The following is a 9,956-nucleotide window of genomic DNA, read 5'->3' on the forward strand; positions in this document are numbered from 1 at the left end:
GGTTTTCGGTTGCGGCCGCTTCTACAACGTCGCGCGCTGCTTGTCTCGCCCGATGGGCCCGTAAAGGCCAACCCCCGAGGCGACGGGGAGGCGCTGGGACCCGGGCTTCGCTGCGGCCATTTGGGCCCGCAGATCGGCCAGTTCGCCCCTGGCAGCCCGTGCATCCGCATCATTCCGTCGGGCCGCGCGCCGCCAGTGCCGCTGGCCGAGCCAGACGGCGCATCCACCCGCCAGGACGCCAAGGGCGGCGGCCAGGATCAAAAGCAGGAACAGCGGCAAGGTGACCGACAGCGACGGGTCGGACGACAGGAAGGGATCGAAGGAGACGGTGACGAAATGCCTGTTGGCGACGGCGAAGACCACCAGGAGCAGGCCCAGCGGAATCACGATCAGCGCGGTCAGGAACTTTCGCATCTCGCTTCGCTCGCCTTGAATCAAGCTTGCGGCCGCATCATGCGCGACCGCAGGGAAACCCTGACGCCGGCCTCAGTCTGCCGCGCCGGGATCCGGATGGTCGCGGTTGAGCCGCTCGCGCATTTCCTTGCCGGTCTTGAAGAACGGAACGCTCTTCTGGTCGACCGGCACATGGGCGCCGGTGCGCGGATTGCGCCCGGCGCGTGCCGGGCGATGCTTGACCGAGAAGGCACCGAAGCCGCGCAGCTCGACGCGGTCACCGCGTGCGAGGGCCGCTACGATCTCTTCGAGAATCGCATTCACAATGTTCTCGACATCCCGCTGGTACAGATGCGGGTTGTGCTCGGCGATGCGCTGAACAAGTTCGGATTTGATCATCGAGAGATAGGACCCGGAAGCGTGCGGACGACCATTTCCGTGAAAATACCGTGATCTGTCAAGACGCTAAATCAGGGTTGAGCGTCGCGAAAATGCGTGACAAATGCCGAAAAAGCAGGCTGACCCGGCACCCGCCCCGCGGGAAAAACCTCTCGGACTCGCTCAGTTCCGGTCAGTTTGACGCGGCCGGCTGCCACAGGGCCAGCATTCCATCCATTCCGAACCGATCGACTGCCTGTGCGACGCCGGTTTGCCCGATTTGATGCGCAATCGAGCCTAAACCCAGCGCTTCCAACGTCACGGCGGCCGCCGTCTTCAGGAATGGCAGATCGCCGAAGCGCGGCTGGAGCTTGTAATCGCGCACGCTGAGCCCCTTCTTGACGCCCTTCTGCTCGACCAGCCAAGTCACGGCCGCCTTCTCGTCGCCGATCTGATCGATCAGCTTGAGATCGATCGCCTGGCGGCCGGTGAAGACGCGGCCATCGGCAACTTTCTCGAGCTGCGTGTCATCCATGCCACGCCGCTCCTTCACCAATCCCCTGAACCAGGCGTAGGAGTCCTTCACCAGCGCATCGAGTGCGGCGCGCGCCTCGGGGCTGGTGGGCTCGAAACCGTTGGGCGCGGCCTTCAGCGGCGACGACTTCACCTCCTCGACCTTGACGCCGATGGTCTTCAAGAGCTCGGTCACGTTCGGATACTGGAACAACACGCCGATCGAGCCGACCAGCGAGCTCTGCTGGGCGATGATGTGGTCGCTCGCGATCGCGGTGATGTAGCCGCCGGAGGCGGCAAGGCCCTCGACCACGACAACAAGCGGCTTCTTCGCCTTCAGCCGGGTGAGCGAATCATAGAGCTGCTCGGAGCCCGCGGTGGTGCCGCCCGGCGAGTTGATGTGAACGATGACGGCCGCGGCCTGCGAATTCTCCAGCCGCTCCAGCGCCTGGGTGCGATCGGAATCGCTGCGGATCAGCCCCTCGATGTGGACACGCGCAATCGACCCGGCAGATACGAACGTGCCGCGCGCACCTGGCGTCGCGATCAGCGCAAAGCTCGCAATCGCCGCGATCGCGATCAGCGCGGCCATCACGCGCCAGAACGTCAGCTTGCGGCGGATCCTGCGGCGATCGACGATGATGTCCGAATCGAGCGACATCGGAATATCTCCAAAATGAAAGACGGAGCGCGTTGTGCCGTCACGGCGTGACTATCGGCTTATCTGGATACATCAATTGCGGCGCAATTTGAAGAAAACAAGGCTGGCTGCGGTGCAGGCCCGGACGCTGCCACACACTCACTTGTCGTCCCGGCGGAGGCCGGGACCCATACCGCGGAGTCTATCAATTGTGATCGGTCGGCGTACCGAGCGAAGAGTCTTCGCCAAACCACGCCCTGTGGTTATGGGTCCCGGCCTTCGCCGGGACGACATAGCACCGCAATAAAAAAGCCCCGGCTCGCGCCGGGGCTTTGATGTCAGCGAAACCTGCGTTTCGCTTACTTGTTGTCGCGGTTCTTGAGCGCGGTGCCCAAGATGTCGCCGAGCGTCGCACCCGAATCGGAGGAGCCGTACTGCGCGATGGCTTCCTTCTCTTCGGCGACTTCGAGCGCCTTGATCGACACCTGGACCTTGCGGGCCTTCTTGTCGAACTGGATCACGCGGGCATCGACCTTCTCGCCGACGGCGAAGCGTTCGGCACGCTGGTCGTTGCGGTCACGGGCGAGCTCGGAGCGCTTGATGAAGGTCGAGAAGTCGGTACCGGCGATCTTCACCTCGATGCCGCTCTCCTTCACTTCGAGCACTTCGCAGGTCACGACCGCGCCCTTCTTGACATCGCCCGGCTCGGCGAAGGGGTCGCCTTCGAGCTGCTTGATGCCGAGCGAGATGCGCTCCTTCTCGACGTCCACATCGAGCACCACGGCCTTCACCATGTCGCCCTTCTTGTAGTTGTCGATCACCTGCTCGCCCGGAAGCTTCCAATCGAGGTCGGAGAGGTGGACCATGCCGTCGACGTCGCCTTCGAGACCCAGGAACAGACCGAACTCGGTCTTGTTCTTGACCTCGCCCTCGACCACCGAACCGGTCGGGTGACCTTCGACGAAGACCTCCCAAGGGTTGCGCATGGTCTGCTTGAGGCCGAGTGAGATGCGGCGCTTGACGGAATCGACTTCCAGCACCTGCACATCGACTTCCTGCGAGGTCGAGACGATCTTGCCGGGATGCATGTTCTTCTTGGTCCACGACATCTCGGAGACGTGGATCAGGCCTTCGATGCCCGGCTCGAGCTCGACGAACGCGCCGTAGTCGGTGATGTTGGTGACGCGGCCGGTGAAGCGGGCACCCAGCGGGTACTTGGCTTCGATGCCCTGCCACGGATCGTCCAAGAGCTGCTTCATGCCCAGCGAGATGCGATGCGTCTCGTGGTTGATCTTGATGATCTTGACCTTCACGGTCTGGCCGATCGAGAGCACCTCGGTCGGGTGGTTGACGCGGCGCCAGGCGATGTCGGTGACGTGCAGGAGGCCGTCGATACCGCCGAGATCAACGAACGCACCGTAATCGGTGATGTTCTTGACCACGCCGTCGATGACCTGGCCCTCTTCGAGGTTCTGCACCAGCTCCTGGCGCTGCTCGGCGCGGGTCTCTTCCAGCACGGTGCGGCGCGACACGACGATGTTGCCGCGGCGGCGGTCCATCTTGAGGATCTGGAACGGCTGCGAGTTGTTCATCAGCGGCGCGACGTCGCGGATCGGACGGATGTCGACCTGCGAGCGCGGCAGGAAGGCCACGGCACCGTCGAGGTCGACGGTGAAGCCGCCCTTGACCTGGTTGAAGATGACGCCGTTGACCTTCTCGTTGTTCTGGAACGCCTTCTCGAGCTTGCCCCAGCTCTCTTCGCGGCGCGCCTTGTCGCGCGATAGCACGGCTTCGCCGAGGGCGTTCTCGATGCGATCGAGGAACACTTCCACCTCGTCGCCGACCTTGAGGTCGCTGTCACGGCCGGGGCCGGAAAATTCGCGCAGGGCCACGCGGCCCTCGGTCTTCAGGCCGACGTCGATGACGGCCATGTCCTTTTCAATTGCAACCACCTTGCCCTTGACGACGGAGCTTTCCTGCAGGTTGCCACCTGCGAAGGACTCGTCGAGCATCGCGGCGAAATCGTCGCGCGAGGGGCTATAGGTATCAGCAGAAGTCAAAGCCATTTGTTCTCCAGTTGCGGATGTCTTGCCGGCCGTTGGGTTCATGGGCGCATCGCACACGCAGTGTCGGAAGGTCCGCAAGACCTTCGAGCGACCGCTCGCTGCTCCGGCTCGGCGCCGGAACTGCGGAAGCGGGCCGGCTGAGGCCCGCGCGTTCGATACGTGGAATCGTTGTCCGGAGCCTGGATCGCGCCGGTCCCCAACAGGGACCGAAGGTTATCGACCTCAAAGAGCGGGAGCGGGCGCTTCCTCCAATGACGGCTGCGGCTTAACCCCGCGACCGGCCCGCTCGGACGGCCTCGATAATGTCGATGGCGGCCCGGACGCCGCCTTCTATATCGAGTTGGGAGTTATCAAGCAAGTAAGCATCCGAGGCCGGTCTTAAAGGCGCAATCGGTCGGTTCTTGTCGCGCTCGTCGCGCTGGATGATGTCGGCGAGCACGGCCGCCTCGTCCGCCGCTTCCCCCCGCGCCCTAGCCTCCATGGTCCGGCGATGAGCGCGGACCTTGGGATCGGCGACGACGAAAATCTTCACGTCGGCATGGGGGCAGATCACGGTTCCAATATCCCGGCCATCGAGCACGGCCCCGGGCGGATCAGCGGCGAATTGCCGCTGGAAATTGACCAGGGCCTCGCGGACCCCAGGGATCGCCGAGACGATGGAGGCCCCCTCGCCGACGTTCTGGGTCTTCAAGGCGGGATTGCCGAACTTTTCGGGGTCGAGCTCCAGCGCCGCCGCGACCGCCGCCGCTTCATCGCGGAGATCGTGACCCGACTGCATCAGCTCGTAAGCCACCGCACGATAGATCACACCGGTATCGAGATGACGATAACCGTAATGGTGGGCGAGGCGCTTGCCGAGCGTCCCCTTGCCCGAGGCTGCGGGCCCGTCGATGGCGATGATCATGAAAACTCGGCCCCTAGCGAACGCATCATCGGAATGAAATCCGGAAAGCTGGTGGCGATGAAGGCGGTGTCGTCAACGGTCACGGGTTGGTCGGATGCGCAGCCCATCACCAGCGCGGACATCGCGATGCGATGGTCCATATGGGTGGCAACAACGCCCCCGCCGGGCACGTGACCGCGGCCCTCGACGATCAGATCGTCACCGGAGACCTCGACCTTCACGCCGTTGACGCGAAGCATGTCGGCGGTGGCCTCGAGCCGGTCGGATTCCTTGACGCGCAGCTCTTGCAGGCCGCGCATGATCGTCGTGCCTTCGGCGAAGGCGGCCGCCACCGCCAGCACCAGATATTCGTCGATCATCGACGGCGCGCGCTCCGGCGGCACCTCGACACCGCGCAGTTTTGAGGCGCGCACGCGCAATTGCGCCATCGGCTCGCCGGCATCGCGACGGACATCGTTTTCCTCGATCGAGGCGCCCATTTCGCGCAGCGTGGTGAACAGGCCGGTGCGCAGCGGATTGGTCATGACGTCCGACAGGATGACGTCGGAGCCCTCGGCGATCAGCGCGGCAACGACCGGGAAGGCCGCCGAGGAGGGGTCGGCGGGCACGACGACGGCGGCACTGTGCAGCTCAGGCTGGCCTTGAAGCGTGATGCGGCGGCCGTGCTGGCCTTCCTGCACCGAAGTGATGTCGGCACCGAAATGCTTCAGCATCAGCTCGGTGTGGTCGCGGCTGGCCTCGGTCTCGATGACCGTTGTGGTGCCGGGCGCAGCCAGGCCCGCCAGCAGCACGGCCGATTTGATCTGGGCCGAGGCGACCGGGGTCTTGTAGGTGATCGGCAGCGGATCGCGCGCGCCCTGGAGGGTCAGCGGCAGACGGCCGCCCTCGCTGCCCGACACGACCCTGGCGCCCATCTGTTCGAGCGGGTCGAGGATTCGGCGCATGGGACGACTGCGCAGCGAGGCATCGCCGTCGAACACCGCCGAGATCGGGCATCCCGCAACGGCGCCCATGGCGAGGCGGCAGCCGGTGCCGGAGTTGCCGAAATCGAGCGCCGCCTTAGGCTGGGCGAAGCCGCCGACGCCGACGCCGTTCACCGTCCAGGCGAAATCGCCGGTGCGCGCGACCCTGGCGCCCAGCGCCTGCATCGATTTGGCGGTGTTGAGGACGTCCTCGCCCTCGAGCAGGCCCGAAATGCGGGTCTCGCCGACCGCGAGCGCACCCAGGATCAGGGCACGGTGGGAGATCGACTTGTCCCCGGGCACCCGTACTTTCCCGGTCAGGGAGCCGCTGGCGCGAGACTGGAGCGGCCTCGGTTGGTCGGAATGGGTCAAGATTGTGTCCTTGGATGCCTTGAAGGCTGGGCCGCAGGTACCACATGGTCCGCGCCCCGTCACGGGCATGTCGTTCTTCCGTAATGCGCTATTGACAGCGGGCCGCCAACTAGCCAAGTGAAGCACCGCTTTTCAGACATTCCCAGGATTCCTGCCGTGGCCAAGTCCGAACTCGGAACCAAACGTATTTGCCCGACCACGGGCAAGAAGTTCTATGACCTCAACAAGACTCCGGTGATCTCGCCCTATACCGGCGAGGTGGTGCCGATCGCCCCCGTCGCCCCCGCACGTGCGTCCCGCGGCGCCGAAGCCCGCAGCATGGCCCAGGACACCGCGCCGGAGCCGGCAGAGGCCGAGGAATTGGTGTCGCTCGAGGAGGCCGATGCCGAGGAGAACACCGGCAAGGTCAAGGCTGTCGTGCCCGAGTCCGAGGACGATATCGAGGTCGACGAGACCATCGACGACGACGATGACGATGATTCGACCTTCATTGCCGACGAGGAAGAAGGCGATGAGGACGTGACCGACATCATTGGTGATGTCGGAGGTGATGAAGAGACTTGAGATCAGCCCTGATCTGTGAAAAAGGGTGCACCGCGCGAGTCACCAGGGCTCGCCGGTTGGGGTGATCCACCAGATTCACCCCGTCTAAGGCTAAGGGGCCATAGCTCAGCTGGGAGAGCGCTTGCATGGCATGCAAGAGGTCGGCGGTTCGATCCCGCCTGGCTCCACCAGCCTTCGCTCGCTTCGCGAGCTACGGCTGGGCAAGCCCGGGAAGTCCCTCGTAGCGAAGTGGGCGAAGGCTGTCCCGCCATAGCCTGAAGGGCGACGGCGGACTCCATCCACGATAGCCCAGGACGGGTTTCACAGTGCTATCCTGCCCTCAGGATGCACCCCATGAAATACGTCTATATCCTCGAAAGTCTCGATTCCGAGCACTTCTACGTCGGCATCACCGACGATCTACGGGCGCGTCTGGCAAAGCATAACGCCGGCGAGGTGCCTCACATGTCGAAATACGGGCCCTGGCGAATACGAACTTATTTCGCGTTCGATGACGCCGCACGCACTGTCGCATTCGAACGATACCTGAAATCTGGCTCAGGGCGCGCGTTCGCGAAGAAGCACTTCTAGTCGCCCGAACTTCCCTACTCCCCGATCACCGCATTGAGCCGGTCGCGCAGCGCGACGATCTCGTCCTTCATCGCGACCAGTTCCGGCACCGAGCAGTCCGACGCCGCCAGAATCGATTGCGGCACGCTGCGCGCCTTGTCTTTCAGCGCGTGGCCCTGCGGCGTCAGGGCGATCAGCACCTGACGCTCGTCCTCGCTCGAGCGCGTGCGCCTCACGAGGTGGGCGGCCTCGAGCCGCTTGAGCAGCGGTGTCAACGTGCCCGAATCCAGGAACAGCTTCTCGCCGATGTCCTTGACGGGCACGTCGTCGCGCTCCCACAGCACCAGCATGACGAGATATTGCGGATAGGTCAGGCCGAGCCGGTCGAGCAGCGGCTTGTAGACGCGGTTGAAGGCATGAGCGGCCGAATACACCGCGAAGCAGATCTGGTTGTCGAGCCGCAGCGGCGCGTCCGCTGCCGATGGTTTCCGGGCCATGGGGACTCTCACGGGATTTGCCCCGCATTGTGGGGCCGGGCGGCCGCATATTCAATTGCGAACAATTAAATGTGAGGCATCGCAATTTAGATTGAGCACAATTTAATTGTCTGCTATACAGATCGCGTCCACCCGACCCCCCCAGGGAGATGAAAATGTCCGTGAACGTCCTCTACAAGACCAGTGCCAAGGCGACCGGCGGCCGCGACGGCCATGCCGCAACCCTCGACGGCGCGCTCGACGTCAAGCTGACCACGCCGAAGGAGCTCGGCGGCGGCGGCGGCGCCGGCAACAATCCCGAGCAGCTGTTTGCGGCCGGCTATGCTGCCTGCTTCATCGGCGCGATGAAGTTCGTGGCTTCGCAGGGCGGCCCCAAGGTTCCCGCCGACGCCTCAGTCACCTCGACGGTTGGCATCGGTCCGCGCTCCGAGGGCGGTTTTGGCCTCGACATCGATCTGGCCATCTCGCTGCCGAGCCTGGCCCGCGCCGAGGCCGAGGCTCTGGTCGAGAAGGCGCATCAGGTGTGCCCATACTCCAACGCCACGCGCGGCAATGTCGACGTTCGCCTGACGGTCGTCTGACCGGAAGTGCGGATTGGCTGGCCCGAGATTCCCCTCGGGCCGGCCGCTTCCGTGGATTTCCCACTTCGCGGGAGAGGCGCTGCGGCGCATACGGCCCTACGCGCGGGGCCATTGCTGGCGTGCACGAACCTCGCTAGGCCTGTGATCACACGTCGACACAGGGAAGCGAAGGCATGAGTTCTGAAGCCGCCACAGGTGCCATGAGCGGATTGCGCGTCATCGATCTCACGCGCGTGCTCGGCGGTCCCTACTGTACCCAGATCCTCGCCGACCACGGCGCCGACGTGATCAAGGTCGAGCCGCCCGCGGGCGACGAGGTGCGCGAATGGGGCCCTCCCTTCCACGAAGAGGACGCGGCCTATTTCGTCGGCATCAACCGCAACAAGCGCTCGATCGGCCTCGACCTCGCCTCCGAGGGCGGCCGCGCCGTGCTGCTCAAGATGCTGGAGACGGCCGACGTCCTGATCGAGAATTTCAAGCCGGGCACCCTTGAGAAATGGGGCATCGGCAACGAAGTGCTGCGCGCAAAATTCCCGCGCCTCGTGCATTGCCGGATCTGCGGTTTCGGCGCCGACGGTCCGCGCGGCGGCAATCCCGGCTATGACGCCATCATCCAGGCCATGACCGGCATGATCGCGGCGACCGGCTCGCCGGAGAGCGGGCCGATGCGGATCGGCGTGCCGCTGGTCGACATCACCACCGGACTTTATGCGGCGATCGGCATCCTGATGGCGCTGTCGGAGCGGCAGCGCTCGGGCAAGGGCCAGTTCCTGGAGACGACGCTGTACGAGACCGGCCTTGCCATCATGCATCCGCACACCGCGAACTATTTCATGCACGGCAAGCCGCCGTCGCTCACCGGCAACGAGCATCCGAACCTCGTGCCTTACGCGATCTTCCCAACCAAGACCGACAACATCTTCATCGGGGTCGGCAATGACGGCACCTTCCGCAAGCTCGCCAAGGAGATCGGCAAGCCCGAGCTCGGCACCGATCCGCGCTTTGCCCGCAACACGGACCGCATCGCCAATCGCGAGGCGCTGCGCGCCGAGCTCGCCGCGGTGTTCAGCCAGCACGAGGCCGAGCCGCTCTGCAACCGACTGCTCGCGGCCGGCCTGCCCGCAGGGCCCGTGCAGAAGATCGACCAGGCGCTGACCAACCCGCACACGATCGCGCGCGGCGATATCATCGAGAAGGACTGGTACAAGGGCGTGGCCTCGCCGATCCGGCTCGACCGCAGCAAGCCGAGCCTGCGCCGCCTGCCGCCGAAATTCAGCCAGCACTCGGCGGAGGTGCTGGGCGAGTTCGGCTACTCCAGGGCGGAGATCGACGCGATGGTCGAAAAGGGCACCGTCTGCGGGCCCGAGCGCAAGCGCTGAGATAAGAGAGATTGAGCGGCGGCGCCGGTCCGCTCCCTCCCCCGCTTGGCTTGCGGGAGAGGGCTGGGGAGAGGGTGTCTCCAAAACGGGACAATCCCCAAGCGGAGAGAGCCCTCACCCGCGCCTTCGGCGCGACCTCTCCCGCAAGCAAGCGGGAG

Annotated in this window: 11 protein-coding genes and 1 tRNA gene; 5 read left to right on the forward strand and 7 right to left on the reverse strand. The window is 64.7% G+C overall.

Annotated features, from left to right (window positions below; translation table 11 throughout):
• Positions 1–21: 21 nt before the first annotated feature.
• From CWO91_RS40090 to aroA, 6 genes are all read right to left on the reverse strand, one after another.
• Complete coding sequence (locus tag CWO91_RS40090; RefSeq protein ID WP_130220855.1) at positions 22–414, reverse strand: lipopolysaccharide assembly protein LapA domain-containing protein; 393 nt, start codon at positions 412–414, stop codon at positions 22–24.
• A gap of 72 nt (positions 415–486) precedes the next feature.
• Complete coding sequence (locus tag CWO91_RS40095) at positions 487–792, reverse strand: integration host factor subunit beta (protein ID WP_008539997.1); 306 nt, start codon at positions 790–792, stop codon at positions 487–489.
• 172 nt (positions 793–964) lie between these two features.
• Positions 965–1,945 carry a signal peptide peptidase SppA gene (gene sppA / locus CWO91_RS40100; protein WP_130220856.1) on the reverse strand — a complete coding sequence of 327 codons (981 nt, stop codon included), beginning with the start codon at positions 1,943–1,945 and terminating at the stop codon, positions 965–967.
• 338 nt (positions 1,946–2,283) lie between these two features.
• Entirely contained in the window at positions 2,284–3,990 is a 1,707-nt protein-coding gene (gene rpsA, locus CWO91_RS40110) for a 30S ribosomal protein S1 (RefSeq protein ID WP_165406041.1), read from the reverse strand.
• A gap of 265 nt (positions 3,991–4,255) precedes the next feature.
• Positions 4,256–4,894, reverse strand: a complete 639-nt coding sequence (gene cmk / locus CWO91_RS40115; protein WP_130220858.1) for a (d)CMP kinase — start codon at positions 4,892–4,894, stop codon at positions 4,256–4,258.
• Positions 4,891–6,228, reverse strand: a complete 1,338-nt coding sequence (gene aroA / locus CWO91_RS40120) for a 3-phosphoshikimate 1-carboxyvinyltransferase (protein WP_165406042.1) — start codon at positions 6,226–6,228, stop codon at positions 4,891–4,893. Before aroA ends, cmk begins: the two co-directional genes overlap by 4 nt.
• 156 nt (positions 6,229–6,384) lie before the next feature.
• Between aroA and CWO91_RS40125 the strand changes: the two genes are divergently transcribed.
• From CWO91_RS40125 to CWO91_RS40135, 3 genes are all read left to right on the forward strand, one after another.
• Positions 6,385–6,792, forward strand: a complete 408-nt coding sequence (locus tag CWO91_RS40125) for a TIGR02300 family protein (RefSeq protein WP_130220860.1) — start codon at positions 6,385–6,387, stop codon at positions 6,790–6,792.
• A gap of 94 nt (positions 6,793–6,886) precedes the next feature.
• Positions 6,887–6,962 (forward strand) — tRNA-Ala (locus CWO91_RS40130).
• A gap of 163 nt (positions 6,963–7,125) precedes the next feature.
• The gene (locus CWO91_RS40135) at positions 7,126–7,362 is read left to right on the forward strand and encodes a GIY-YIG nuclease family protein (RefSeq protein WP_130220861.1); all 237 of its coding nucleotides are present in this window, start codon (positions 7,126–7,128) and stop codon (positions 7,360–7,362) included.
• Positions 7,363–7,376: 14 nt separating this feature from the next.
• Here CWO91_RS40135 and CWO91_RS40140 read toward each other — a convergent pair whose 3' ends face one another.
• Complete coding sequence (locus CWO91_RS40140) at positions 7,377–7,838, reverse strand: MarR family winged helix-turn-helix transcriptional regulator (RefSeq protein ID WP_130220862.1); 462 nt, start codon at positions 7,836–7,838, stop codon at positions 7,377–7,379.
• A 155-nt stretch (positions 7,839–7,993) separates the two neighbouring features.
• Here CWO91_RS40140 and CWO91_RS40145 point away from each other — a divergent pair, with 155 nt between their 5' ends.
• Both CWO91_RS40145 and CWO91_RS40150 read left to right on the forward strand, forming a co-directional pair.
• On the forward strand, positions 7,994–8,419 hold the full coding sequence (locus tag CWO91_RS40145) for an organic hydroperoxide resistance protein (RefSeq protein ID WP_130220863.1): 426 nt from the start codon (positions 7,994–7,996) through the stop codon (positions 8,417–8,419).
• A gap of 173 nt (positions 8,420–8,592) precedes the next feature.
• On the forward strand, positions 8,593–9,798 hold the full coding sequence (locus tag CWO91_RS40150; RefSeq protein ID WP_130220864.1) for a CaiB/BaiF CoA transferase family protein: 1,206 nt from the start codon (positions 8,593–8,595) through the stop codon (positions 9,796–9,798).
• Positions 9,799–9,956: the final 158 nt, after the last annotated feature.

The organism is Bradyrhizobium genosp. SA-3 (assembly GCF_004212635.1).
Lineage (GTDB): Bacteria > Pseudomonadota > Alphaproteobacteria > Rhizobiales > Xanthobacteraceae > Bradyrhizobium.

Bases quoted from the DNA above. Each gene is read 5' to 3' on its own strand.
- CWO91_RS40090 (WP_130220855.1), bottom strand. From the start codon at position 414: ATGCGAAAGTTCCTGACCGCGCTGATCGTGATTCCGCTGGGCCTGCTC.
- CWO91_RS40095 (WP_008539997.1), bottom strand. From the start codon at position 792: ATGATCAAATCCGAACTTGTTCAGCGCATCGCCGAGCACAACCCGCAT.
- sppA (WP_130220856.1), bottom strand. From the start codon at position 1,945: ATGTCGCTCGATTCGGACATCATCGTCGATCGCCGCAGGATCCGCCGC.
- rpsA (WP_165406041.1), bottom strand. From the start codon at position 3,990: ATGGCTTTGACTTCTGCTGATACCTATAGCCCCTCGCGCGACGATTTC.
- cmk (WP_130220858.1), bottom strand. From the start codon at position 4,894: ATGATCATCGCCATCGACGGGCCCGCAGCCTCGGGCAAGGGGACGCTC.
- CWO91_RS40135 (WP_130220861.1), top strand. From the start codon at position 7,126: ATGAAATACGTCTATATCCTCGAAAGTCTCGATTCCGAGCACTTCTAC.
- CWO91_RS40140 (WP_130220862.1), bottom strand. From the start codon at position 7,838: ATGGCCCGGAAACCATCGGCAGCGGACGCGCCGCTGCGGCTCGACAAC.
- CWO91_RS40145 (WP_130220863.1), top strand. From the start codon at position 7,994: ATGTCCGTGAACGTCCTCTACAAGACCAGTGCCAAGGCGACCGGCGGC.
- CWO91_RS40150 (WP_130220864.1), top strand. From the start codon at position 8,593: ATGAGTTCTGAAGCCGCCACAGGTGCCATGAGCGGATTGCGCGTCATC.